At 63.2% G+C, this 24,929-nt stretch carries 21 protein-coding genes and 2 pseudogenes; 14 read left to right on the top strand and 9 right to left on the bottom strand.

What is annotated here, in order from left to right; translation table 11 throughout:
- Positions 1-2 precede the first annotated feature (2 nt).
- Entirely contained in the window at positions 3-422 is a 420-nt protein-coding gene (locus tag K3F44_RS21680; protein ID WP_101322926.1) for a phasin family protein, read from the bottom strand.
- A 53-nt stretch (positions 423-475) separates the two neighbouring features.
- Here K3F44_RS21680 and K3F44_RS21675 point away from each other — a divergent pair, with 53 nt between their 5' ends.
- Complete coding sequence (locus K3F44_RS21675; protein ID WP_220632939.1) at positions 476-5,353, top strand: DUF6543 domain-containing protein; 4,878 nt, start codon at positions 476-478, stop codon at positions 5,351-5,353.
- A 98-nt stretch (positions 5,354-5,451) separates the two neighbouring features.
- On the opposite strand, the gene K3F44_RS21670 is transcribed toward K3F44_RS21675, so the two are convergent.
- Positions 5,452-5,727, bottom strand: a complete 276-nt coding sequence (locus tag K3F44_RS21670; protein ID WP_101315693.1) for a polyhydroxyalkanoic acid system family protein — start codon at positions 5,725-5,727, stop codon at positions 5,452-5,454.
- 124 nt (positions 5,728-5,851) lie between these two features.
- Here K3F44_RS21670 and ubiE point away from each other — a divergent pair, with 124 nt between their 5' ends.
- The 13 genes and pseudogenes from ubiE to K3F44_RS25185 all read left to right on the top strand — a co-directional run bounded on the left by ubiE (position 5,852) and on the right by K3F44_RS25185 (position 16,088).
- The gene (ubiE, locus tag K3F44_RS21665; RefSeq protein ID WP_101315691.1) at positions 5,852-6,622 is read left to right on the top strand and encodes a bifunctional demethylmenaquinone methyltransferase/2-methoxy-6-polyprenyl-1,4-benzoquinol methylase UbiE; all 771 of its coding nucleotides are present in this window, start codon (positions 5,852-5,854) and stop codon (positions 6,620-6,622) included.
- A complete protein-coding gene (locus tag K3F44_RS21660; RefSeq protein WP_220632938.1) occupies positions 6,622-7,245 on the top strand; it encodes an SCP2 domain-containing protein in 624 nt (207 codons plus the stop codon). The genes ubiE and K3F44_RS21660 overlap by 1 nt, the downstream gene beginning before the upstream one ends.
- Positions 7,242-8,852, top strand: a complete 1,611-nt coding sequence (ubiB, locus tag K3F44_RS21655; protein WP_101315687.1) for a ubiquinone biosynthesis regulatory protein kinase UbiB — start codon at positions 7,242-7,244, stop codon at positions 8,850-8,852. The genes K3F44_RS21660 and ubiB overlap by 4 nt, the downstream gene beginning before the upstream one ends.
- Positions 8,853-8,925: 73 nt before the next feature.
- A complete protein-coding gene (hisI, locus tag K3F44_RS21650; RefSeq protein WP_220632937.1) occupies positions 8,926-9,318 on the top strand; it encodes a phosphoribosyl-AMP cyclohydrolase in 393 nt (130 codons plus the stop codon).
- A gap of 1 nt (position 9,319) precedes the next feature.
- A complete protein-coding gene (locus K3F44_RS21645; RefSeq protein WP_101315683.1) occupies positions 9,320-9,655 on the top strand; it encodes a phosphoribosyl-ATP diphosphatase in 336 nt (111 codons plus the stop codon).
- Between the two features lie 124 nt (positions 9,656-9,779).
- Positions 9,780-10,064, top strand: coding sequence for a twin-arginine translocase TatA/TatE family subunit (locus K3F44_RS21640; RefSeq protein WP_220632936.1), 285 nt, complete (start codon positions 9,780-9,782; stop codon positions 10,062-10,064).
- Between the two features lie 3 nt (positions 10,065-10,067).
- Positions 10,068-10,484 (top strand): Sec-independent protein translocase protein TatB, encoded by a 417-nt coding sequence (tatB, locus tag K3F44_RS21635; RefSeq protein WP_101315679.1) that lies wholly within the window; start codon positions 10,068-10,070, stop codon positions 10,482-10,484.
- Entirely contained in the window at positions 10,481-11,272 is a 792-nt protein-coding gene (gene tatC / locus K3F44_RS21630; protein ID WP_101315677.1) for a twin-arginine translocase subunit TatC, read from the top strand. The genes tatB and tatC overlap by 4 nt, the downstream gene beginning before the upstream one ends.
- Positions 11,269-11,976 (top strand): 16S rRNA (uracil(1498)-N(3))-methyltransferase, encoded by a 708-nt coding sequence (locus tag K3F44_RS21625; protein ID WP_101315675.1) that lies wholly within the window; start codon positions 11,269-11,271, stop codon positions 11,974-11,976. Before tatC ends, K3F44_RS21625 begins: the two co-directional genes overlap by 4 nt.
- Before the next feature lie 100 nt (positions 11,977-12,076).
- Positions 12,077-13,138: pseudogene (locus K3F44_RS25200) on the top strand (methyl-accepting chemotaxis protein); the annotation flags it as partial.
- The gene (locus K3F44_RS25195; RefSeq protein WP_371918907.1) at positions 13,121-13,993 is read left to right on the top strand and encodes a methyl-accepting chemotaxis protein; all 873 of its coding nucleotides are present in this window, start codon (positions 13,121-13,123) and stop codon (positions 13,991-13,993) included. The pseudogene K3F44_RS25200 and the gene K3F44_RS25195, both read left to right, overlap by 18 nt.
- A gap of 151 nt (positions 13,994-14,144) precedes the next feature.
- Positions 14,145-15,233 (top strand): annotated as a pseudogene (locus tag K3F44_RS25190) (methyl-accepting chemotaxis protein); the annotation flags it as partial.
- The gene (locus K3F44_RS25185) at positions 15,216-16,088 is read left to right on the top strand and encodes a methyl-accepting chemotaxis protein (RefSeq protein WP_371918906.1); all 873 of its coding nucleotides are present in this window, start codon (positions 15,216-15,218) and stop codon (positions 16,086-16,088) included. The pseudogene K3F44_RS25190 and the gene K3F44_RS25185, both read left to right, overlap by 18 nt.
- A 41-nt stretch (positions 16,089-16,129) precedes the next feature.
- Here K3F44_RS25185 and K3F44_RS21610 read toward each other — a convergent pair whose 3' ends face one another.
- The 7 genes from K3F44_RS21610 to pip form a co-directional block, all read right to left on the bottom strand.
- Positions 16,130-16,864, bottom strand: a complete 735-nt coding sequence (locus K3F44_RS21610) for an amino acid ABC transporter ATP-binding protein (protein WP_101322925.1) — start codon at positions 16,862-16,864, stop codon at positions 16,130-16,132.
- Positions 16,857-17,819 carry an amino acid ABC transporter permease gene (locus tag K3F44_RS21605; protein ID WP_150571204.1) on the bottom strand — a complete coding sequence of 321 codons (963 nt, stop codon included), beginning with the start codon at positions 17,817-17,819 and terminating at the stop codon, positions 16,857-16,859. The genes K3F44_RS21610 and K3F44_RS21605 overlap by 8 nt, the downstream gene beginning before the upstream one ends.
- Positions 17,820-17,898: 79 nt before the next feature.
- Positions 17,899-18,696: a transporter substrate-binding domain-containing protein gene (locus K3F44_RS21600; protein WP_101322924.1), complete on the bottom strand. Its 798-nt coding sequence runs from the start codon at positions 18,694-18,696 to the stop codon at positions 17,899-17,901.
- Positions 18,697-18,976: 280 nt separating this feature from the next.
- On the bottom strand, positions 18,977-21,541 hold the full coding sequence (mdoH, locus tag K3F44_RS21595; protein WP_220632933.1) for a glucans biosynthesis glucosyltransferase MdoH: 2,565 nt from the start codon (positions 21,539-21,541) through the stop codon (positions 18,977-18,979).
- Positions 21,534-23,249 (bottom strand): glucan biosynthesis protein G, encoded by a 1,716-nt coding sequence (locus K3F44_RS21590; RefSeq protein ID WP_259407007.1) that lies wholly within the window; start codon positions 23,247-23,249, stop codon positions 21,534-21,536. The genes mdoH and K3F44_RS21590 overlap by 8 nt, the downstream gene beginning before the upstream one ends.
- 263 nt (positions 23,250-23,512) lie before the next feature.
- A complete protein-coding gene (gene dtd / locus K3F44_RS21585; RefSeq protein ID WP_101315663.1) occupies positions 23,513-23,950 on the bottom strand; it encodes a D-aminoacyl-tRNA deacylase in 438 nt (145 codons plus the stop codon).
- A complete protein-coding gene (pip, locus tag K3F44_RS21580) occupies positions 23,947-24,918 on the bottom strand; it encodes a prolyl aminopeptidase (protein ID WP_101315661.1) in 972 nt (323 codons plus the stop codon). Before pip ends, dtd begins: the two co-directional genes overlap by 4 nt.
- Positions 24,919-24,929 lie beyond the last annotated feature (11 nt).

The raw sequence follows: 24,929 nt of genomic DNA, 5'->3' as shown, positions 1-24,929 counted from the left end.
CCTTATGGTTTGCGCGCGACACGCTCGAGCAACTCGTGGAGTTGTTCCAACTTGATGGACAACGCCTCAACGTCATGTTTAGACGGAATGCCGAGGCGATTCAAGCCACGCGCGACACGCGCATCAAAAGCTTTTTCAATTTTGTCGAGTTGAACTTCAACCTTGCCACGTACGCGGCTGACTTCTTCACCGGCTTCATCGATCTGCTCGTTGGCGGCATCGAGCTTTTTGTCGATGACTTTCTTGCCACGCTTCTCGACGCCTTCGCCAGCCTTGACCAGCTCCTTGAAGTAGTCGGTGCTCTCCTGGCCGACTCGGGCATAGGCGCCCAGGCCTGCCAGCCAGACTCTGCGCGCATAGTTACGCACTTCGTCCAGCGTGCCTTGGGCGTCGTCTTTTTTCTTCAGATTGATCTTGGCCATGCTCTGCACCTCTCGCTCATAGGGGATGGAGGAACTGCCCACGGACTTCGGGCTTGAGCACAACGGTATGCAGAAAAATTAGAATTCTCACCCTAAGCGACGCAACCGCAACGACCAGGCCCACGTTTGATGTATTTACCGCAGGCCACCACCGCCGCTGGCCTAGCGTACGAGCTCCTTTCGCACTGGAGACCTGCACCATGCCGCTTGCCGCCCCAACGCCCATCGCTTCGATCCAACGCCTCGTCGCGGCGCGCTTCGCCAACCGCCCCAGCCTGCGCCAGGTCATTGCCCACGAAGGCCTGGAGACGCTTGCCAGGCGCTATCCGTGGATTCGTACCAGCTACCCTCAGCTCGAATCGCTCGAAGGCTTCGGCATTATCCACGCCCAAGCCCCCGGCGCAGGGCCTGGGCAAAGCCCGCTGGTCGACACGCTGATCGCCCACCTGCTCAGCGGAAAGCGCATGGCGTTGGCGCCGACCGATCAGCTCAGCCTGGCAACGGGACAGGTGTTTCACCCGCAGCAAGCCGGGCCAGGCCAGCCAGAGATCGATCTGCGCATGGCCGACCTCAACCAGGATTTCGACGCCCTGCTGGCCTGCGTGATCGACAGTTTCCAGCAAGCCCAGATCGGCTTCTGGAACGCCCGCGAAGGCGATTCGGAAATCTCCGCTCTGCGCTGGATGCAACAGTTATTGAAAGCAAACCTGCTGGCCAACATCCAGCGCCAGGGCCTCGGCGACGCCGAGAAGAGCGTGCTGTACGGCTTGCTCGAGGGCCGCAGCGATGGCCTGGTGTGCCATGCCCTGCAGGTCAGGCTGAACAGCGCGGGGGTCGAGCACTGCCTCTCACTCAGCAGCACGTTGCTCTGTGCACGCCACGCCGATCGTGACTTGCTGCTCTGGTGCAAGCCCACCGGCACCGTGCACGGTTACCACGACCTGTCCGCCCTCGCCTGCGCCCTGCGCGACGAATTGGCACAGCGGTATCACTTCGAATCGATGGTGTGGGCGAAGGCGCCGCTGGAGGAGGATACGTTCGCACATCAGGCCCGCCAGCTGCTCAATGGCATCCTCGATGAGATTGGCCGCCTGCGACTGGCCGATATCGCTACCCCGCGTGAACTTGAAGCGGCGCTGAGCCTGCTCAGTGACCCTGCGGCCGGCTTTCTCGATCAGCCGTGGCCGCCAGCGGCCCAACCCACCATCGAAGTACCGGGCTGGCTGGCCCAGGCCAGCGCGGGCGATCGTTTCCAGTACCAGACGGCCATGCTCCAGTTAGCCGCCAGCCAAGCCTTGGCCAAAGGCGAGACCTCGTGGGGTGATATCGAAGACCTCAACCAATACGCCTCACGCTGCCTGCGTGAACAGATGCACGCGGATCATCCCCAGGGGAGGCTGTTACAGCCAGACCAGGTGCTGGCGAGCATTGCCCAAAGGGTGCAGACCTCTTCGCTGACCTTCGATCTTCAATACCACAGAACCGAGTCGCTCACCGCGCTGGCCATTACCCGCCTGCAGGTCGGCGAGCATGAAGCGGTGACCGGCATTCTTCTGGCCGACGGCTCGCAACCGCCTCAATGGCTGACTCCTGAGTATGTCGACAGGTTGATACGGACAGTCGACATCGGCGGTCGCTACCCGGGGTACGTCAACGCCGCGCTGCAGGATGCCCGCAACACGGCCCACCGGGTGCGGCTGCACGCCCGCGAATGGCGCAGCCATCTGCTGCTCGGAGCCCTCCAGGCGAAGATCGCTGGCCAGTTGCGGGACCGCAGCTGGCAGGCGTTGGCCGATTTCTGTGACCGGCCCGGGGATCGCTCCAGCGTCCACGCCATGGCCCCGCTGGCATTTCTCTGTGCGCCGCAAGCGGCTGCGGCCAATGAGGTCCAGGGCATGTTCCTGATCCGGCTCCAGGCGAACGGGCCTTGGGTGCTTTACCGGGCGCTTTGCAACGAGCAGGTCGTACGCGAATTCGACGACCTCGAGCATCTGATGGACAGCGTTCTCGCCGATCAGCCCCTGCAGCAAGACATGCTGGACTGGATGGACGACGACGCTCGCGCGATCTATGAAGACGGTGGCTTCCAGCGACCGCACCTGCACCGCAATCTTTCTGAACTGGCGCACCTGCTGGCCCCTGCAGACATGCTGGATGCACTGCTGAGTCGATTGCGCCAGCCGGCAAGGGTGCGCTTCAGCGCCTGGCAGGGCGATCTTGACCAGCACATGTTCCAGGCCCGCGGCAAGGCCCTGCTGGTGCTGGCGTCCAGGCAAAGCGTCTCCAACGCTCAACAACGCTGGGCACTGATCAGTCAACTGGCCTGGCTCGCCTTCAACACGGTCGCATCGGTGCTACGCGGTCCAGCCGCGTCAGTGGCCTGGCTGATCATCAGCCTGGTGGCACTCAAGGATGACCTCGCCGCGCTGGAGCGGGGTACGCCTGAAGAGAAGGCCCTGGCTGTCACTGACGTGCTGACCAACCTGGCCATGCTGCTGGTTCACGGTCATGCCAGCGGGGCGCAAACGGACACACTGTCCACACCGCTCAAGCCACGTCTCGAAGGGCCCAGACCGCACGAACCCGGCGCCACGCTCAACCGTGAGGAACCCTCTCCGGCGCCCTGGCAGGACCCCGTCGACCAAGGCCGTCCGGCACCTTTGCGGGTGAGTGGTTGGCAGGGTGGGCAAGGCCTTGGCCATTTGACCGCGGCGCAACGTGAGACGCTGGCCGGCCTGCGCGCAAGGATCTCCCTCGCCGGGCACAGCGCCGAGCCGCACGGCCGCCTGCGCGGCCTGTTCAAGGTGAATGAACGTCACTATGTGGCGCTCGACCACGAGCCCTACGAAGTCCAGGAGACCTTTGCCGGTGTCCGCATCGTCGGCCCCGAGCAGAGCCAGAGTGAGTGGTCGGGACAGTGGGGCGGCGCGCCGGACGGTTACTACCTGCCTGATCGCGAACGTGCCCAGGGCCCCTGGATCACCCGCTGGAACGGCGAGTGGCGGCTCGACCTGAGGCTGGCCGGCGGGATGCCGAAAAGCAGGCGCCAGGCGGTCGCAGAGAAAGTGGACCATTTCAACGCGCTGCAGCAGCGTCGCCGCAACAACGACAGCGAGCTGACCAAGCTGGCACCGCTCGCAGAACGCAATGCGCAGTTGCTCAGCGCCTATGATCAAGAAGCCGCAGCTTTTCGAAGCGACATGGAAAAACTGCCGCCTGATGCGCGCGCAGCGCTCCCGGATGATCTGCGTATCCGTCTGGAAAACCTGCATGGGCAGCGCAAGCAACACCGCCCCATCCTCGGAATAATGGCCTCCATTTTCGAGAAACAGTCCGTGCTGATCGAGTCCAATATTGCGCTTTTCACTGAACTCGGCGAACCGCAGTACCAGCGCATGGACCCTGAGGCTCGCGCCCGTCGGGCCCTCAATCAATGGTATGAGCAATCCATAAACAACGATCAGTACCTTTATCATCGGTTACTGGAGCTGACCGATTACGACTCTCTCAGTCAGCAATCACGGGAGCTCGCACGCCTTCCTGTCGAGCCAGCAGAGATCGAATTAGCCACCACGTTTCGCCGCACTGTCGCCGAGGCCCTCACCACCCACCAGCGTATGCTCACCGTCAGCGAAAGGCTCGACGCCAACATCCGCATGATCTACGCCGACCACCGAATCCAGTTCGAGAACCAGCAGGAAAAGATGAGCAAGGCGGTTGCGTATCGCACCTATTCGACCCTCATGGTGCGTGGACAGATCTTCAGCGATCTCGCCCAGTTGGTGATCGACAGGACGCGTCTGGAGCCCGAGAGTTTTGAAGCAGTGCTGCGCCTGCAGGCGGGTCTTCGCAGCAGTGACTTTCATCAGGCCATGCTCAGCCATGACAGCCTCGAAGGCACCGCCCTGGAACCCGCGGAGAGGGTGGAGGTGCTGGACAACGCATTGCGCGAATACCGCGCCTCGCTGGGCAAGGCCCACGAACTGTTGTCGCTCGACGAGCCTGCGGTGGACAAGCCCAGGGTCGAGGACTACATCCGCGAGCTTTCCCAACTGGAAGCACTGACCGTCGAGCAATTGAGCAACACCCTGCGCGACAACGACAGTGGCGCCACGCCGCCAGTTGTGCCGATGACCCACAGGGAACGACCGGGCAACCGTCGTTTGATCCGCACCGCTCGCGGCAAGCCGCTGCTCGCCGAGCAAAACGATCAAGGAACGCTTGCAGTCCAGCATGATCCGCTCACCGACCAGGCAGTCAGCCACTACGAGCAGCGTGACGGCCAATGGGCCGAGGCGGCCAAAGCCGCGCCGACCCCGCCCGGTAACGCCTACCTGCGCCGTGTTGGCTCAAGCCTGCTGGCGCGCAAGGACGCCAGGCTCGCACTGGCCGCCCGCTACCTGAACGAGCCCAACAGCCTCGCCGACCTGCTGGACTGGCACATCCAGGACATGGACGGCATTGCCACGCAGCTTGAAGCCGGCCAGGAGCAGGCGCTTGCCACCCAACTGCGTGAGGCCATCGGGCAAATGCAAAGTGAAAAGCGCCGCCTGCTGACGCAGGCCTACCTTGATACCCGCCACCCTGACAGCCAGGCGTTGCACTTTCTGGTGGCGCAAGGCGAGGTACAGATCCAACGCGTGCCGACCACGCTGCGTAAACGGCTCAAGGACAAGGATTACCTGGATGTCTACGCCATCAACCGCACGATGCCGCACCAGCAGCTATGGGAAGCGCACTTCCATTACTCCAGCGCACAAGCCGCGCCACGCGCGTTTGCCAAAGGCCACCTGAAGTTCTGGGAGCCACGCGCGATGAGCCGGGAAGAACAACTGCAGCGCACAGTCAACCCGGCGGAGCGGGTGCGCATCTACCGCGGGGATCTACGCCTGGAGCAGATCGAAGACCTGTTCCCGTTTTCCGCCCCCTAGCACGCCTCACTGAGCGCAGCTGTACTGGGACGGCTGCGCAGCCCATCGCGACGCAAGGCCGCTCCCACAGAGGCGGCACATGCCTCAAGACTGGAGGCTCAGGCCAAGGCCTTGTCCAATGCCCGTTCGATCTCGCCCTTGATGGTGCCGCTCATCATCGACATCATCATGCCCAGCTTCAATTGAACGCGGATCAGGTCGTCGCCGATTTCGACGCTGCCCTTGGCGCCGCTGCGCGAAACTTCGACCCGATCACCCTGCCAGTTGGCCTCCAGGCCATATTCGCGGGTCAGTTTGTCGACCAGCGCTTCGGCCTTGGCGCGGGCGGCTTCGCGGCCGAGGGCGTGTTTGCGTTCAACGCTGATCTGGGTCATGCGGGCAATCCTGGATATAAAGACAATGGCGCCATTATGCCCGCCCCTGCCCGAGGGCACACCCCGCCAAGACAAATCCGCCCATTGCCCCTAGAATGGCGATACTTTTTTCCGGTGATGCGATATGAACGACCAGCGCAAAGGCGAACACGCCGAACCCACCACTCATTTCGGCTACAAAGATGTGCCAGAAAGCCAGAAAGCGAAGAAAGTCGCCGAGGTTTTCCACTCCGTAGCCGCCAAATACGACCTGATGAACGACGTGCTGTCGGGCGGCATGCACCGCCTGTGGAAGCGCTTCACCATCGAGCTGTCCGGTGTGCGCAGTGGCAACCGGGTGCTGGATATCGCCGGTGGCACAGGTGATCTGGCAGCCAAGTTCTCGCGCCTGGTCGGCCCTACTGGCCAGGTCGTGCTGGCCGACATCAACGAGTCGATGCTCAAGGTCGGCCGTGACCGCCTGCTCGACCGTGGCGTGGCCGGCAACATCGAATTCGTCCAGGCCGACGCGGAAAAGCTGCCGTTCCCGGACAACCACTTCGACTGCGTGACCATCGCCTTCGGCCTGCGCAACGTCACTCACAAGGACGATGCCATCCGCTCCATGCTGCGCGTACTCAAGCCCGGTGGTCGCCTGCTGGTGCTGGAGTTCTCCAAGCCGACCAGCAAGCTGATGTCCAAGGCCTACGACGCCTACTCGTTCGCCTTCATGCCGCTGGCCGGCAAGCTGATCACCAATGACTCGGAAAGCTACCGTTACCTGGCCGAGTCGATCCGCATGCACCCCGATCAAGAAACGCTGAAGGCGATGATGGTCGATGCCGGTTTCGACCGCGTCACCTATCACAACATGACCAGCGGTATCGTCGCCGTGCACCGGGGGATCAAACCCTGATGTTGCTGGCCGGGCTGCTCGCCAGCGTCGAGCATGGCCTCAACCGCGTCCTGCGTCTGGACAGTACGGCCTTGCCGCGGCTGGCCGCGCTGGAAGGCAAGGTGATCGCCATCGACTGTCTGCAGCCGGCCCTGCAGCTGTACATCCTGCCCGATGAAGATGGCCTGTTGCTGGCTGCGCATTGGGAAAACGAGGCCGACTGCACCCTGCGCGCACCGGCCAGTAGCCTGGTCCAGTTGGCCCTGGCCAAGGACAAGACCGCTGTACTGCACAGCCCGCAGGTGCAGCTGCACGGTGACAGCGCCGTGTTGCTCGACCTGGTGGCCGTGCTGCAAGACCTCGAGCTGGACTGGGAGTACGAGCTGTCGCGTTGGCTGGGCCCGGTGCCCACCGCCCTGCTCGCCGGCCACCTGCGCCTGCGTGCACGCTGGACCCGGCAGGGCCTGGCGCGCTTCAGCCAGAACCTCTCCGAGTACCTTGCCGAAGAATCCCGTACCCTGGTCGGCCGCCGCGAAGCCGAGGCCGCATTCAGCGAGCTCGACAGCGTCAAGGTCGATGTCGAACGCCTCGAGGCGCGCATCCGCCGCCTTGCCCGATCCCTTGATACCAGCGATAACGCATGAAGTTGCTCGCCGTCCGCCGCCTGTTTCGTATCCAGCGTGTAGTGATTCGCTACCGCCTCGATGACATTCTGTTCGAGCAACCGCTGCCCTGGTGGCTGATGAGCCTGCGTTTGCTCATGCCCTGGCGCTGGCTGCCACGCAAGCCCTCGCCGCTCAGCCGAGGCGCACGGGTGCGCCTGGCGCTGCAGGACCTGGGTCCGATCTTCATCAAGTTCGGCCAGTTGCTGTCGACCCGCCGCGATCTGCTGCCAAGCGACGTCGCCGACGAGCTGATGTTGCTGCAGGACCGCGTACCGCCATTCGACCCGCAACAGGCAGTGGCGCTGATCGAAGCGCAACTGGGCGCCAAGGTCAGCGAAGTGTTCAGCCGCTTCGACGTCGAGCCACTGGCCTCGGCCTCGGTCGCCCAGGTCCATAGCGCACGCCTGAAGACCGGCGAAGAGGTAGTGGTCAAGGTGGTGCGCCCTGGCCTCAAGCCGATCATCGCCCAGGACCTGGCCTGGCTGTTCCTGATCGCCAAGGGCGCCGAGCGGTTGTCCGCCGATGCCCGCCGCCTGCACCCGGTGGAAGTGGTCGGCGACTACGAAAAAACCATTTATGACGAGCTCGACCTGCTCCGCGAGGCGGCCAACTCGAGCCAGCTGCGGCGCAACTTCGAAGGCTCCGATCTGATGTACGTGCCGCAAGTGTATTGGGACCTGTGCCGGCCCAAGGTGCTGGTGATGGAGCGCATCTATGGCGTGCCGGTCACCGACATGGTGGCCCTGGCCGACCAGCGCACCGACATGAAGCTGCTGGCCGAGCGTGGCGTCGAGGTGTTCTTCACCCAGGTGTTCCGCGACAGTTTCTTCCATGCCGACATGCACCCAGGCAACATCTTCGTCAGCACGGTCAAGCCATGGAGCCCGCAGTACATCGCCATCGACTGCGGGATCGTCGGCAGCCTCACCGCCGAAGACCAGGACTACCTGGCGCGCAACCTGATCGCCTTCTTCCGCCGTGATTATCGCCGTGTAGCAGAGCTGCACATCGACTCCGGCTGGGTCCCGGCGCATACCAAGGTCAATGAATTCGAAGCCGCGATCCGCACCGTGTGCGAGCCGATCTTCGAGAAGCCGCTGAAGGACATCTCGTTTGGCCAGGTGCTGATGCGCCTGTTCCAGACCGCGCGGCGCTTCAACATGGAAGTCCAGCCGCAATTGGTCCTGCTGCAAAAGACTCTGCTCAACATCGAAGGCCTGGGCCGTCAGCTGTACCCGGATCTGGACTTGTGGAGCACGGCCAAGCCGTTTCTGGAGCGCTGGATGCGCGAGCGCATGAGCCCCAAGGCGGTACTGGGCAATATCTACAGTCAGGCCGAGCAACTGCCGCACCTGGCCGACATGACCCGCGACCTGCTCGAGCGCCTGTCGCAACCGCACCTGCACGACCCGCAGATGCCCCAGCGCCGTCGTAACGGTGATCAATGGGCGCTGCGCCTGCTCGGTGCCGGCCTGCTCGCTGGTGGCGCCATCCTTGCCACGGGCGCCGTCAGCCTGGGTGCGCCAGCGGCGTGGCCGGCCTGGCTGATGCTCAGCGCCGGGCTGTACCTGGTGGTACGCCGATAGCCAGCCACGCTGCTGGCTGGCACACTAATGCAACAGGCCCGATAGCGAAGCGGGCCCGGTTTTGGAGTCGACGATGAAAGACTGGCTGGACGAGATCAAGTGGGACAGCGATGGCCTGGTGCCGGCAATTGCCCAGGACCATAAAAGCGGTCGGGTGCTGATGATGGCCTGGATGAACCGCGAAGCGCTGGCTCTGACGGCCGCCGAAAACCGTGCTATCTACTGGTCGCGCTCGCGTGGCAAGCTGTGGCGCAAGGGTGAGGAGTCCGGCCATGTGCAGAAGCTGCACGAGATGCGCCTGGACTGCGACGCCGATGTGATCATTCTGATGGTCGAGCAGCTGGGCCAGATCGCTTGCCACACCGGCCGCGAAAGCTGCTTCTACCGCGTCTTCGGAAATGGCCAATGGGTCAGCGTCGACCCGGTTTTGAAAGATCCCGATGCAATTTACCGCGCAGGCCACTGACATGAGCGATACCCTGACCCGTCTTGCCGAAGTACTGGAGGCCCGCAAAGGCGCGGCCCCGGACAGCTCCTACGTTGCCAGCCTCTATCACAAGGGTTTGAACAAGATCCTCGAGAAGGTCGGTGAAGAGTCGGTCGAGACCATTATTGCTGCAAAGGACGCTGCGCACAGCGGCGACTGCAGTGATGTCATCTACGAAACGGCTGACTTGTGGTTCCATAGCCTGGTGATGCTTTCGGCACTGGGGCAACATCCGCAGGCGGTGCTGGATGAGCTGGACCGCCGCTTTGGTTTGTCCGGGCATGATGAGAAGGCAGCGCGGCAGCCTTCGGCCTGATAGTGATGCACTGATTGATGGGGCTGCCTTGCAGCCTGTTCCGACCGATCCGGCGCCCCGGCAAGGCCGCTCCTGTACAAGGAGCGTATTGGCGAAGCCGACACACCTTTTTCAGGAGTACAAAATGGGTATTTTTGACTGGAAACACTGGATCGTCCTGCTGGTCGTGGTGGTCCTGGTGTTCGGCACCAAGAAGCTGAAAAACTTCGGTGGTGACCTCGGTGAGTCGATCAAGGGCTTCCGCAAGGCCATGAGCGATGAAGAGCACAAACCTGCCGAGCAGACCCCGCCGCCGGTGCAGCCAGTGCCGCCAACCCAACAGCCGCATACCACAGCGCCGCTGACTCAACCGCACACCACCCTCGAGGGCCAGGCCCAGCCGGCCCAAGAGCAGCAGCGGAAAGACTGACCCATGTTCGGCATCAGCTTCAGCGAGTTGCTGCTCGTCGGCCTGGTCGCCCTGGTGGTGCTCGGCCCCGAGCGCCTGCCCGGCGCCGCGCGTACGGCGGGGCTGTGGATTGGCCGGCTCAAGCGCAGCTTCAACAGCATCAAGATGGAAGTCGAGCGCGAAATCGGCGCCGACGACATCCGCCGTCAGCTGCACAACGAGCACATCCTGTCGATGGAGCAGGAGGCCCGGCGCATTCTCAACCCACAGGCAGAGCCACCCAAGCCAGCCCAACCGCCGGTAGACGCTGGCGCGCCGACCGTGCCGCTGGCAGAGCCACCAGCCGCCGTGCAGGCCCCTACTGCAGTGCCCGCCGAGCCGAGCACGCCTGTTGCCCCGGCCGCCATCCCTGAGCCGCCCCAGACGCCACGAGCCCCATGAGCGATAGACCGGACCACGACCAGCCGATGCCGCTGGTCTCGCACCTGACCGAACTGCGGACACGCCTGCTGCGCTGTATCGCGGTGATCTTCCTGATCTTTGCCGGGCTGTTCTCGTTTGCCCAGCAGATCTACACCCTGGTCTCGGCGCCGCTGCGCGACCACCTGCCGGCCAACGCGACGATGATCGCCACTGACGTGGCCTCGCCGTTCCTGACGCCGTTCAAGCTGACCATGATCGTTTCGCTGTTCCTGGCGATCCCGGTGATCCTCCACCAGATCTGGGGTTTCATCGCACCGGGCCTGTATCGCCATGAGAAACGCATCGCGATCCCGCTGCTGGTGTCGAGCATCGTGCTGTTCTATGCCGGCATGGCTTTCGCCTACTTCCTGGTATTCCCGCTGATCTTCGGCTTCTTCGCCAGCGCCACCCCGGAAGGGGTGTCGATGATGACCGACATCGCCAGCTACCTCGACTTCGTCATGACCTTGTTCTTCGCCTTTGGCGTGGCCTTCGAGATCCCGGTGGCGGTGGTGTTGCTGGTGTGGATCGGCGTGGTCGACGTCAAATACCTGCGCAAGATCCGCCCCTACGTGATCATCGGTTGCTTCGTGGTCGGCATGGTCCTGACTCCGCCGGATATCTTTTCGCAGACCCTGCTGGCCGTACCGATGTGGTTGCTGTTCGAAATCGGCGTGCTCTGTGGTGGCCTGATCCGCAAGCGTGGCCCGCTCGATGAACCCGCTGCCGACGATCCGGAAGACCAGCCGCCAGCGACCCAGCCATGAACCTGCTGCTGCTTGAACAGGCCGACTTCATCGCGGCCGACCGCGTCGTGCTGGCTGATCGGCGCTTCACCCACATGCAGGAGATTCATCGCGTTGCAGTGGGCGACAACCTGCGCGTGGGTCAGATAAACGGGCTGATGGGCCAAGCCAGCGTGGTTCGCCTGGAGGGGCACGAAGCGGAGCTGCAGGTCAGCTTTGATCAGCAGCCACCGGCCAAGCTGCCGTTGACCCTGATCCTCGCCGTACCGCGGCCGAAGATGCTCCGCCGGCTGTTCCAGACCATCGCCACCCTCGGCGTGCCACGGCTGATCCTGCTCAACAGCTACAAGGTCGAGAAGAGCTTCTGGCAAACGCCGTTTCTCACCCCCGAGGCAATCCGCGAAAACCTTATCCTCGGCCTGGAACAGGCGCGCGACACGGTGCTGCCGGAAATCATCATCGAGAAGCGCTTCAAGCCGTTCGTCGAAGACCGGCTACCGGCCATCGCCGCCGACACCTTGGGTCTGGTCGGCCACCCCGGCGACTACCCGGCCTGCCCTCGCGCCGTGCAGCAGCCGGTCACCCTGGCAATCGGCCCGGAAGGCGGCTGGATCCCCTATGAAGTCGACTTGCTGGCCAAAGCAGGCCTGCAACCGGTGCAGTTGGGTGCACGCATCCTGCGGGTCGAGACTGCCGTCACTGCCCTGCTCTCGCGCATTTTCTGACTGATCGGTCAGAACTTTTCCGTCAAGTTTCCCCAGCCAAGGCCGATGCCCTGAGCAGCACAAGAAAAAATCTGCAGCGCCAACGCCGGGGGAGTCGAACATGTTCCAGTGGGTTGCCCAGTCTCTGGGAAATATGAGTGTCAGCCGCAAGCTCGGCTTTGGTTTTGGCCTGGTCCTGTTGCTGACCCTGGCAATCACCTTGACCGGCTGGTCCGGCATCAACGGCGTTACCTCGCGCGGTGACACGCTGGGCAACATCTCGGTGATCCATCAGTACACCCAGGAACTGCGCATCGCTCGCCAGCAATATGAGCGTGACCGCGACGAGAAAGGCGTCGCCGCGCTGGAAACAGCCTTGGGCAACCTGGACCGTCAGGTGCAATTGATGCTCGGCCAAATTGAGCAACCTGCCGACCTACAGCGCCTGGAGCAGCAACGTGAGGCGGTGCGTCAATACCAGCAAGCCTTTGCTGACATCCGCCAGGCCGGCCAGCGACGCGATGCCAGCCGCAGCGTGCTCGGCGACAGTGCCGACAAGGCCGCTGCGCTGATCAGCCAGGTCCAGCAGCGCCTGCTAGCGGCCGGCGATGTCAACCAGTACCAACACGCGGTCGAGGTCAGCGCCCTGCTGCAGCAGGCACGCTTCCAGGTGCGCGGTTACACCTACAGCGGTAAACCTGAATTCCAACAGACCGCTCTGACGGCCATCGACCAGGCCTTGGCCGTGCTCAACGCGCTGCCGACCAAGCTGCCGGCTGAATATGCCGCAGGCCTGGATGACGCCTCCACAGCGCTGGCCGCCTACCGCGATGCGGTCAATCAGTTTGCCAGTGCCCAGACCGCCGCCGAGCAGGCACTGCAGCGCATGACCGAGCAAGGCGCTGTGCTGATCGACACCAGCAAGCAGATGAGCAGTTCGCAAACCGAGGTGCGCGACCAAGGCACCCAGCAAGCCAAGACCCTGCTCGCCGGCGCCACCGCGTTGGCCCTGTTGCTCGGCCTGATCGCGGCATGGGCCATCACCCGCCAGATTGTTGTGCCACTGCGCTACACCCTGACCGCAGCCGAACGGGTAGCCAGCGGCGACCTCAGCCAGAACCTGCAGATCGACCGTCGCGATGAACTCGGCCAGTTGCAGGCAAGCATGCAGCGCATGACCGTGAGCCTGCGCGAGTTGATCGGCGGTATCGGCGACGGCGTCACCCAGATCGCCAGTGCGGCTGAAGAGCTGTCGGCAGTCACCGAGCAGACCAGCGCCGGGGTCAACAATCAAAAGGTCGAGACCGATCAGGTCGCCACCGCCATGAACGAAATGGCCGCCACCGTACATGAAGTTGCGCGCAACGCCGAACAGGCCTCCGAGGCGGCCCTGGCAGCCGACCAGCAGGCCCGTGAAGGTGATCGCGTGGTCGGCGAAGCCATCGCTCAGATCGAGCGTCTGGCCAGCGAGGTGAACAACTCCAGCGAAGCGATGAATCAGCTCAAGGGCGAAAGCGACAAGATCGGCAGCGTGCTCGATGTGATCAAGGCAGTGGCTCAGCAGACCAACCTGCTCGCCCTCAACGCCGCCATCGAGGCCGCCCGCGCCGGTGAGGCCGGGCGCGGCTTTGCGGTAGTAGCCGACGAAGTGCGCAGCCTGGCCCAGCGCACACAGCAGTCGACCGAAGAGATCGAAGCGCTGATCGCCGGCCTGCAGAGCGGTACTCAGCGTGTAGCCAGCGTGATGGACGCCAGCCGCGACCTGACCGAGAGCAGCGTCGAGCTGACCCGCCGTGCTGGCGGTTCGCTGGAGACGATCACCCGCACGGTGTCGTCGATCCAGGCCATGAACCAGCAGATTGCCACTGCCGCCGAGCAGCAGAGCGCGGTCGCCGAAGAGATCAACCGCAGCGTGATGAACGTGCGCGATATCTCCGACCAAACCTCGGCAGCCAGTGAAGAGACCGCCAGCTCCAGCGTCGAGCTGGCGCGCCTGGGCACCCACCTGCAGAGCCTGGTGGGGCGCTTCCGGCTCTAGACGAGCAGCCGAACTGCGTGCGGCCTAGGAATTTTCCTAGGCAGCGCAGTGAACTTTCCTACAGGATTTGCAGGTCAAGTCCTACAACCTCCGCGCCGATGAGCAGGCATGGCCACAGTCCGTGGTCATCTTGAATGGACGGAGGTATGCCATGTTCGGCTTTATCAATCGCACGCTCGGCAACCTGAGCGTCAGGCTCAAGTTGGCGCTGGGCTTCAGCGTGGTGCTGCTGCTTACCCTGGCCACCACAATAAGTGGCTGGAACGCCCTCGACGGCGCCATCAGTCGCTCGCAACAGCTCAGCGAAATCACCCGCATCAATGACCTGAGCAAGGACTTGCGCGCAGAGCGGATCACCTACCGGGTGCTCGCCGACGAGACCAGCAGGACGCGCATCAGCGCCATCATCGAGCAGCTCGAGAGCATGCTCGCCACCCTCCAGCAACGCAGCTCAGTCGACCAGTCACGCCAGCTGCTCACGCAAAAACTGGATCAGCTCAGGCGCCTGCGCGAAGACTTCGGCCTGCTCCAGCAAGCCGTGGCCAAACGCGGCCAGCTGCGCGTCGGTATGCAGCAGCAGGAACACACGCTGGGTGAGGCCATCGACGAGTTGCAGAACCAGACCCTGCTCAAGCTCTCGGCCGATGGCCAACAGAGCAACCTGATCAGCCTCATGGACAGCTTTTCGCGGCATGTCGAGGGTGCCAACCAGCAAAGCCTGCTGCCGGCCTATACCTACTCGCCGCTGGAGGCCTTCGCCAAGGTCGGCGACTCGGTGTTGGCCGCCGCCGACAGTACGCTTGCGCAATTGCGCGGTGCCCTTGCACCGTTGGGCCTGCCGCGCGCCCTGAGGGAGCGGCCAGGCACCGAGCTGGCGCGCTATCGCAGCAGCCTCGAGCAGTACCGCAGCGCTGCGATCGAGGTGGAGCAACTGCACGACAACATGGAGAAACTCGGCGACCAGCTGAGCGCCGCCAGCGTTGCCCTGGCCAAGCAGAAGATCGAGCAGCGCGACCATGAGGCGGTTGAAGACCGCTCGCTGCTGACCAGCGTCGCCTTGTTGGCCTTGGTGGTCGGGGTAATCGCCGCCTGGTTGATCACCGGCCAGATCATCCAGCCCCTGCGCCAGACCCTGGCCCAGGCCGCGCGTATTGCCCGCGGCGACCTCAGCCAGCTGGACACGGTTGAGCGGCGCGACGAGCTGGGCCAGCTGCAGGCCAGCATGCGCGACATGACCGTGAGCCTGCGCGAGCTGATCGGCGGCATCGATCAGGGCGTCGGCCAGCTCTCCAGCGCTGCCTCGCAACTGGCTGTCGCCAGCCAGGACACCAAGGCACGGATCAACCAGCAGAAGGAGGATACCGACCAGGTCGCCACGGCCATGAACCAGATGAGCGCCACTGTGCAAGAGGTCGCGCAGAACGCCGAGCACGCTGCACAGGCGGCCACCAGTGCCGATCAGCAGGCGCAACAGGGAGATGCGGTAGTGACCCTGGCCGTGGCTGAGATCGAGCAGTTGGCCGCGCAGATGGACCACTGCCTGGAGGCCATGCACCACCTCGCGGCAGAGAGCCAGCGCATCGGCAGTATTCTGGATGTGATCAAGTCAGTATCGGTCCAGACCAACCTGCTGGCCTTGAACGCCGCCATCGAAGCAGCGCGAGCTGGCGAGGCGGGCCGTGGCTTTGCCGTGGTTGCCGACGAAGTACGCGGCCTGGCGCAACGAACCCAGCAGTCGACCGAAGAGATCGAGCAGTTGATCGACAACCTGCACAGCGGTACCGATCAGGTCACGCAACTGCTCGACGACAGCAAGCAGCTCACCGAGCGCAGCGTCGAGCTGAGCCGCAAAGCCGGCGATGCCTTGGGCCAGATCACCCAGACGGTGTCCAATATTCAGGGTATGAACCAGCAGATCGCCACTGCCAGCGAGGAGCAAAGCGTGGTCGCCGAGCAGATCAACCGCAGCGTGCTGAGCGTACGTGATGTGTCCGATCAGACCAGCGCGGCGAGTGAGCAGACCGCCGCCTCAAGCGGCGAGCTGGAGCAGCTGGGCCGGCAACTGCGCAGCATGGTCGGTCGCTTCAGCCTGTAACCCGAGCCCGTCGCCAGTCCGGCTGGCGACGGGCCCTGCACTTACAGCACCTGGCGCAGGAAAGCCTGAGCGCGCGGGTCTTTGGGCGAATCAAAGAACGCCGCCGGTGCCGAATCTTCCAGCAACTTGCCATGATCGAAAAACAGCACGCGGTCGGCCACTTCGCGGGCAAAGCCCATTTCGTGGGTCACGCAGACCATGGTCATGCCTTCTTTGGCCAAGGTCTTCATCACGTCGAGTACCTCGCCGACCATTTCCGGGTCGAGCGCCGAGGTCGGCTCGTCGAACAGCATCACCTTCGGCTCCATCGCCAATGCGCGGGCAATCGCCACGCGCTGCTGCTGGCCACCGGACAGCCGCGACGGGAATTCGTTGGCCTTTTCGGCAATCCCGACCTTGTCCAGCAACGCCCGTGCCTTGGCCTCACGCTCGGCCTTGTTGCGTTTGCGCACGACCTTTTGCGCCAGGCACAGATTCTCCAGCACGGTCATATGCGGGAACAGGTTGAAGTGCTGGAAGACCATGCCGACTTCGCGGCGATAAGCATTGATGTCGGTTTTCGGGTCGGCCAGCGGTATGCCGTTGATCGACACGTGGCCGGCATCGAAGTGCTCGAGGCCGTTCAGGCAGCGCAGGAAGGTCGACTTGCCCGAGCCCGACGGGCCCAGTACTACCACCACTTCGCCCTTGGCTACACCGGTACTGACGTTATCCACCGCGCGCACCATCTGGCCGCGGGTGTCGAACACTTTCAACAGATCACGGACTTCAATCACTTTGCGCAAGCCTCCGCTCGAGCCGGCTGGCGAGGTGCGACAGCGGCAGGTTGATCAGCAGGTACAGCCCTGCCACGCAGAACCAGATTTCAAAGGTCGAGAACGAGGTGGTGATCGCCTCGCGCCCGCTCTTGGTCAGTTCGGTGATGGCGATCACCGAGACCAGCGAGGTGTCCTTGACCAGGCTGATGAACTGCCCGGCCAGCGGCGGCAACACCCGCTTGAACGCTTGCGGCAGGATCACATGGCGCATCGACTGGCTGGCATTCAGGCCCAGCGAGCGCGCGGCTTCGTTCTGCCCACGGGCAATCGACTGCACCCCGGCACGCACGATCTCGGCCACGTAGGCGCCGGTGAACAGCGCCAGCGCGGCCACCCCGGCGAACTCGCGCGAGAGGTTGAGCACCGTGCCGATGAAGAAATAGAAGATGAATATCTGCACCAGTAATGGCGTGCCGCGTACCAGCTCGACGTAGACCGTCGACAGATCGCGCAGGGTCGGGTTGTTGGACAACCGGCACAGCCCGGCAAACAGGCCGATCACCAAGCCCAGCGCCCCGGACACAACCGACAGCCACAGCGTGGTCCACAGGCCCCAGGCCAACGGCCCGGCCGCCCAATGGCGGGTGACACCGATCTGGTCGCCTTCGGCAACGTCATCGCCGCGGCTCAGTTGCAGGCTGTCTTTGACCACGTCCAGTACTTGCTGCTCGCCGTCTTCACCCTTGAGGGTAACGCGTGCGTTGTCGCCCTGGACTACGATCTCGGCAACCGTGCCATAGCTGGCGGCGCGCTGGGCTTCTTCAGCCTGGTAGGCGAAATACTGCGGGACGCGGTTCCAGCGCCACTCGTAGGCCATCATCGACGTGGCGAGGTACAGGCTGATGGCCAGACCGACCAGCACCAGCGCGGTCAGCCCGTGCCAGGGCCACTGGGCTTTCTTGTGTTTGATCACGTGGGTACTTCCGTAAATGCGAACGCGCAGGGTTTGCCTGCGCGTCGGGGGTCAAAGCCTGGGCTTGTGGCCTGGGCCCTTATTCCATTTCCTTGAGCCAGTCCTTGTTCTTGAACCACTTGTCGTGGATCCGATCATAGGTGCCGTCGTGCTTGATCTGGTGCAGGAAGTTGTTGATGAAGTTGATGCTGTCGTAGTCGCCTTTCTTCAAGCCGAATGCCAGTGGCTCGTAGGTGAAGGGTTCTTCGAGGAACAGCAGCTTGCCAGCGCCGGCCTTCTCGACCGCCACCACGTTGTAAGGGGCGTCGTAGACAAAGGCATCGGCCTTGCCGTTGACCACGTCCATGACCGCTTCCTGCTCGTTGTCATAGCCGTGGTACTTGGCTTTGCTGATGAGCTTCTTGGAAACCATCTCGCCGGTGGTGCCGAGCTTGGAGGTGATGCGGTACTTGTCGCTGTTCAGGTCCTTGTACGACTTGATCTCGCCCGCCAGCTCCTTGCGGATCAGCAGGGTCTGGCCGACCACGATGAACGGTTCGCTGAAGTTCAGGCGCAGGTTGCGTTCCTGAGTCAGGGTCATGCCGCTGCCGATCATGTCGAACTTGTTGGTCAGGAGAGCGGGGATGATGCCGTCGTAGGCGGTGGAGACGGTCTCCAGTTTGACGCCCATGGACTTGGCCATGGCTTTGAGGATATCGACTTCAAAGCCGATGATCTCGCCACGCTTGTTGGTCATCTGGAACGGCATGTAGGTGGGGTCCATACCGACCCGCAGGGTGCCGCTCTTGACCGCATCGTCGATGGCGCCGGCCTGGGCCGCAGTCACCGCGACCAGCGCCGTGACGCCGACCAGCAGTCGCGACAGGTATTTCTTCATCATCACCAAGTCCCCTAGCAAAGAAAGAGTACGAATCTTATTGTTGGCACGGCCGTACTGGCCTGCTCGGAATACCGGAAGCGATGCTAACGCATGCGCGGCTCGGGACCTAGAGCTGGGGGGGACTTTGTTGGCCAAAAAGAATGCGTATCTCGGGGGCCCTGGAGGGCGTTCTGCGCCCTTTTCGCGACACAAGGCCGCTCCTACACGGGATCGCGCTGTACCTGTAGGAGCGGCCTTGTGTCGCGAAAAGGGCCGCAGCGCGGCCCTCAGGGTTGTATCAGGCGCCGACCAACGTCGGCTGCCCATCACCCTCGGGATGCAACGGCAACAACGGCGAATGCGGATCGCTGTTGATCGAACTGCGCCAGGCGTCGATCCAGGCTGCATTTTCGCCAGCCCAGACCCGCTCGTGCAGACGCGACAGCGCGACCGGGTCGCTCAACAGCGCCAGGCGCGTATTGCCATCCAGCGCGGCCGGGCCGACTTCCAGCGCCTTGGCGATGCGCTCTTCACGCAGTGCCTCGATCGCCGCCGACTGGCCATGCCGGGCAGTGCCCATGGCGCAGGCCAGCGCATTCTGCCGCGGGTCGACCACAGCCCGCACGAAGCCGTCGTTCAATGCATGCCAACGGTTCTCGTGGGTGTACTGGTCAGTGGCGAGCAGCTCGGTTGGCGTGGCGTATTCCTCAGGAATCAGGAACAGCTTCTCGTCCTTGGCGCGCAGACCGAGGCCCACGCGGCTGGAAATCACCGATACCGGAATCGACAGCATCAGCGAACCAACAATCGGCACCAGCCACCACAGGAAGCTTGGGTTGAGCCAGGCTACCAGCACCGTCCAGGCCACACCGAGCAGGGTCTGCGGACCATGCCGACGCACCGCTTCGCTCCACGGCGTGGAGTCGTCATCACGCTGCGGCGAGTTCCAGGTCGCTGCCCAGCCGAGGAACGCGGCAAGCACGAAGCGGGTGTGGAAGATCATCCGTACCGGCGCCAGCAGCATCGAGAACAGCATCTCGATCAGCATCGACACGGTCACCTTGAAGCGCCCACCGAATTCGGTAGCGCCCTTGGCCCAGATCAGGATGATGCTCAAAAGCTTGGGCAGGAACAGCAACACCACCGTGGTGGAGAACAGCGCAATGGCCTTCTCCGGGTGCCATTGCGGCCACAGCGGGTACAGCTGGAACGGCTCAACGAAGTATTGCGGCTCCATCAAGGTGTTGGTCGCCAGCAACGCCGTCGACAGCACCAGGAAGAAGAACCACAACGGCGCGGACAGGTACGACATCACCCCGGTCAGGAACACCGCGCGGTGCACCGGGTGCATGCCTTTTACCAGGAACAGGCGGAAGTTCATCAGGTTGCCGTGGCACCAGCGACGGTCACGCTTGAGCTCGTCGAGCAGGTTGGGTGGCAATTCTTCGTAGCTGCCGTCCAGGTCATAGGCAATCCACACACCCCAGCCGGCACGGCGCATCAGCGCTGCTTCGACGAAGTCGTGGGAGAGGATCGCGCCGGCAAAGGCACCTTTACCCGGCAACGGCGCCAGCGCGCAGTGCTCGATAAAGGGCTTCATGCGGATGATCGCGTTGTGCCCCCAGTAGTGCGATTCGCCCAGCTGCCAGAAGTGCAGGCCAGCGGTGAACAGCGGGCCGTACACGCGGGTAGCGAACTGCTGCAGACGCGCATACAGGGTGTCCATGCCCGACGCCTTGGGCGCGGTCTGGATGATACCGGCGTCCGGGTTGGCCTCCATCAGGCGCACCAGGCTGCTCAGGCATTCACCGCTCATGACGCTGTCCGCGTCAAGCACGACCATGTACTTGTACTCGCTGCCCCAGCGACGGCAGAAGTCGTCGAGGTTGCCACTCTTGCGTTTGACGCGGCGGCGGCGGCGGCGATAGAAGATCCGGCCAAAGCCTTTGGCCTCGCGGCACACTTCAAGCCAGGCCTGTTGCTCGGCCACGGCGATATCCGGATCGTTGGAGTCGCTGAGTACAAAGAAGTCGAAGCGGTCGAGGTTGCCAGAGGCGGCGACCGACTCGAAGGTCGCGCGCAGGCCGGCGAACACCCGCGGCACGTCTTCGTTGCAGATCGGCATGACCAGCGCAGTACGCGCCTGGGCATCGATCGGCTCGTTGCCGGCACTGCTGCCGGAAATCTTGTACTTGTCGCGCCCGGTGAGCAACTCCAGGAAGCCCATCAAGGCGGTCCAGAAGCCGGCCGAAACCCAACAGAAGAGAATGCCGAAGAGGATCAGGATCGAGGTCTGCAAGGCATACGGCCAGACCTGCACCACGGTGTCCCACAGCGGTTGGCTGAACACTTCGTCAAGGTCGACGAACGACCAGCCCTGGTACGGCAGGATGCCCTTCATGTACCAGCCAGCAACAATCGTCTGGCCGAGCATCAAGGTCAGCAGGATGTAACGGCGCATCGAGCCGACCCAGCGCCAGCGTGCCGCCGGCAGCTCGCGCTGGGGTGGTTGCGGGGCGTTGGGGCGGCCGGTCATGCGCCGCCACATGCGCACCAGCACATTGGTCCGCCATGGCTCTGGCAACACCCGGGTGCGAGTGATCGGCGGAGCGATCTTCAGGCTCAGGTTGCCATTGCTGTCAACGCCGAGCATCTCGGCCTCTTCCATTTCGCCGGCACTGCCGACGGTCAGGCGGGCAGCCACCGACGCCTCGGCAGAGCCGGCGGCCGGATCGGCCGCCAGACGCTGGTGCAGCTCGCTGAATGAGTTGCAGTCGGCCAGTTGCGCGCGCTGCTCGTCACTCAGGGGCAGGTGGGCCAGATACTCGGCAACCGAGACTGGCCGTAGGTTCGAATTACTCATCGGCAGGCAACTGATAGGTCCAGGTCTCGGTCAACACTTTCTCGGTGGTGGCCGGGGCCGCAGGGGTGGCTGCCGCGTCTGCAGCAGGTTGCTCGGCAGGCTTTTCAGCCTTGGCATGCTTGGCCGCAGCCTTGGCATGCTTGCTGTCCTTGGCCGGTTTTGGCGCTTCTACCGGGACGTCCTGCAGCAGCGCTGCACGCATCTCGGTGGACTTCTTCGGATCCTGGATCTTCAACCGCAGGGTCAGGCGCCAGCCTTTGGTTTCCGGGTTGTAGCGCAGGTTGTTCTCGACCACCTCGGCATTGTCGCCAACGCTGATCTGGCTGCGCACGGTGCTGTCTTCAGGCAGAGCGGCAAGCACGGGACCTGCGAAATCGACCAGGAAGGCTACGCTGCCATCCGGCTGACGGATCAGGTTGGACTGCTTGACGTCACCGGTGGAACGCAGGGTCTGCTTGACCCAACCCAGATCAGGGGCCTGGAACTTGGCCTCGTCGATGGTCCAGTGCAGGCGATAGTTGTAATCCGCTGACTGGCCTGGCTCAGGCAGGGTTTCCGGGCTCCAGAAGGCAACGATGTTGTCGTTGGTTTCATCTGCGGTCGGAATCTCGACCAGATCGACAGTGCCCTTGCCCCATTCGCCTTGCGGCTCGATCCAGGCGCTTGGACGCTTCTGGTAGTTGTCGTCGAGGTCTTCATAGTCGCTGAAGGCGCGGTGGCGCTGCATCAGGCCGAAACCACGCGGGTTTTCCACGCTGAAGTTGCTCACGGCCAGGTGGCGCGGGTTGTTCAGCGGACGCCACAGCCATTCACCATTGGCTGCATGGATCGCCAGGCCTTCGGAGTCGTGCAGGGCTGGGCGGTAGTTGAGCACTTTGGACGGCTGGTTAGGGCCGAACAGATACATGCTGGTCAGCGGTGCAACGCCCAGACGGCTGACGTGGTCACGCAGGTAGATGCGCGATTTGACGTCGACGATGGTGTCGTTGCCCGGGCGTACGGTCAGCTTGTAGGCACCGGTGGAGCGCGGCGAATCAAGCAGGGCGTAGATCACCAGGTGCTTGTCGGCAGGCTTGGGCTTCTCGACCCAGAATTCGGTAAAACGCGGGAATTCCTCACCCGACGGCAGCGCGGTGTCGATGGCCAGGCCACGTGCAGAAAGGCCGTAGGCGTGGCCCTTACCGACTACGCGGAAGTAGCTGGCGCCAAGCAAGGTCATGATTTCGTCTTGCTTGTCAGCCTTGTTGATCGGGTAGAGCACGCGGAAACCGGCATAGCCGAGGTTTTCCACGGTCTTGGCGTCGTGCGGCACGTCGCCGAAATCGAAACGACTGGCGTCGTACTTGATCTCTTCAACCTTGGAGGCAGTGACTTCGTTGATTTTCACCGGCGTGTCGAAGTGCATGCCCTGGTGATAGAACGACAGCTTGAACGGGGTCTTGTCCTGAGCCCACTCGGCCTTTTCCTGGAGGAAGCGGATCTTCTGGTAGTCGGCGTACTTCATGTCACGGAACACCGCCGGCAGATTGCTCTTCGGTGCTTCGTACTTCTGACCGGCCAGATCCTTCGCCTTGGCGGCGACATCGTCAAGGTTGAATGCCCACAGCTGACCCGCGCTCAGCAGGCCGACCAAGGCCACGCCAGCCGCCAGGGCGGTACGCAACCGATTGCCGGGGATCTTTGGTGCATTACGGGGACTTACAATCACGAGCAACCCTCGCCGAAAACAGATCATGAAACCAACGGCCAGCTACAAATGCCGGGTTGGCGAGCACTGTTCGGACCCCGTAAGGGCTCAATGATTCCCCAAACGGCTCCAGACAGTCCTCAAGTCTTGGTACAACGAACCTGCGAACGCAGGCCCCTACAGCCGCGCGATTATCTAGCAGGCCGCGTGACAACGCATCAGGCGGCAACAACTATTTATCGTCAAAACCCTCTTGTTTTGTACAAACAAGCGGTTATTTCGCTTCAGATTTGTAACATAAATGTTACGGGGCCATCATTGACCAGATGGACCTGCATATCGGCGCCAAAACGGCCACTGGCTACATCGTCGTGTGACGCCCGCGCCTGCCCCATCAGATACTCGAACAATTCAGCGCCAAGTGCAGGTGGCGCGGCGGTCGAGAAGCCCGGGCGCATGCCACTGCGGGTATCGGCCGCCAGGGTGAACTGCGACACCAGCAGCAAGCCGCCGCCAATGTCCTTGAGCGACAGGTTCATCTTGCCATCGGCATCACTGAACACCCGGTAGTTAAGCAGCTTGTGCAACAGTTTGTCGGCATGCTCGCGCGTATCTGCAGGCTCGACCGCCACCAATACCAGCAAGCCCTGCTCGACCGCACCGACCACTTCGCCGGCAACTTCGACGCGGGCGTTCTGCACGCGCTGCAGCAGGGCCTTCACGCTTCTTCCAACGGCAGGTCCAGCAAGCGCCGGGCCATCTGGTCGGCGGCGCGCACCAGCGCGTCGGTGATACCCGGCTCGGACGCGGCGTGGCCGGCGTCGCGGATCACTTTCAGCTCGCTGTTGGGCCAGGCCTGGTGCAGCTCCCAGGCGTTGTCCAGCGGGCAGATCACATCATAGCGGCCATGCACGATAACCGCCGGCAGGTGGGCGATGCGGGGCATGTCGCGGATCAGCTGATCGGGTTCGAGGAAGGCATCGTTGGTGAAATAGTGGCATTCGATACGGGCAATCGACAGTGCACGCTGCGGCTCGGAGAAGCGATCGACCACCAGCGGATTGGGCCGCAGGGTGGCGGTGCGGCCTTCCCAGGTCGACCAGGCCTTGGCGGCGTGCATCTGCGCGATCTGATCGTTGCCGGTCAGGCGCTTGTGGAAGGCCGTGACCAGATCGCCACGCTCGTCGTGCGGGATCGGTGCGATGTAGTCCTGCCAGTAGTCAGGGAACAGCCGGCTGGCGCCTTCCTGGTAGAACCAGCGGATCTCCTGGGCGCGGGCGAGAAAGATGCCGCGCAGGATCAGCCCGTGCACGCGCTCGGGGTGCTTCTGTGCGTAGGCCAGGGCCAAGGTCGAGCCCCACGAGCCGCCGAACAGCACCCATTTGTCGATGCCCAGGTGCTCGCGAATACGCTCCATGTCCTCGACCAGGTCCCAGGTGGTGTTGTTTTCCAGGCTGGCGTGCGGGGTGGAGCGGCCACAGCCGCGCTGATCGAAGGTAATGATGCGGTACAGGTTCGGGTCGAAATAGCAGCGGCTCTGCGCGTCGCAGCCGGCACCCGGACCACCGTGGATGAACACCACCGGCAGACCTTCTGGCGAACCGCTCTCGTCGACATACAGCACATGCGGCGCTTGCACGGCCAGATCGTGACGGGCGTAAGGTTTGATCTGCGGGTACAGGGTCTGCATTGCGCACTCCA

Origin of the sequence: Pseudomonas sp. S07E 245 (assembly GCF_019599025.1) — a bacterium.
Taxonomy (GTDB): Bacteria; Pseudomonadota; Gammaproteobacteria; order Pseudomonadales; family Pseudomonadaceae; genus Aquipseudomonas; species Aquipseudomonas shirazensis.
Note: the sequence above shows the minus strand (reverse complement) of the source record. Positions and strands in the feature narration are given on the sequence as shown.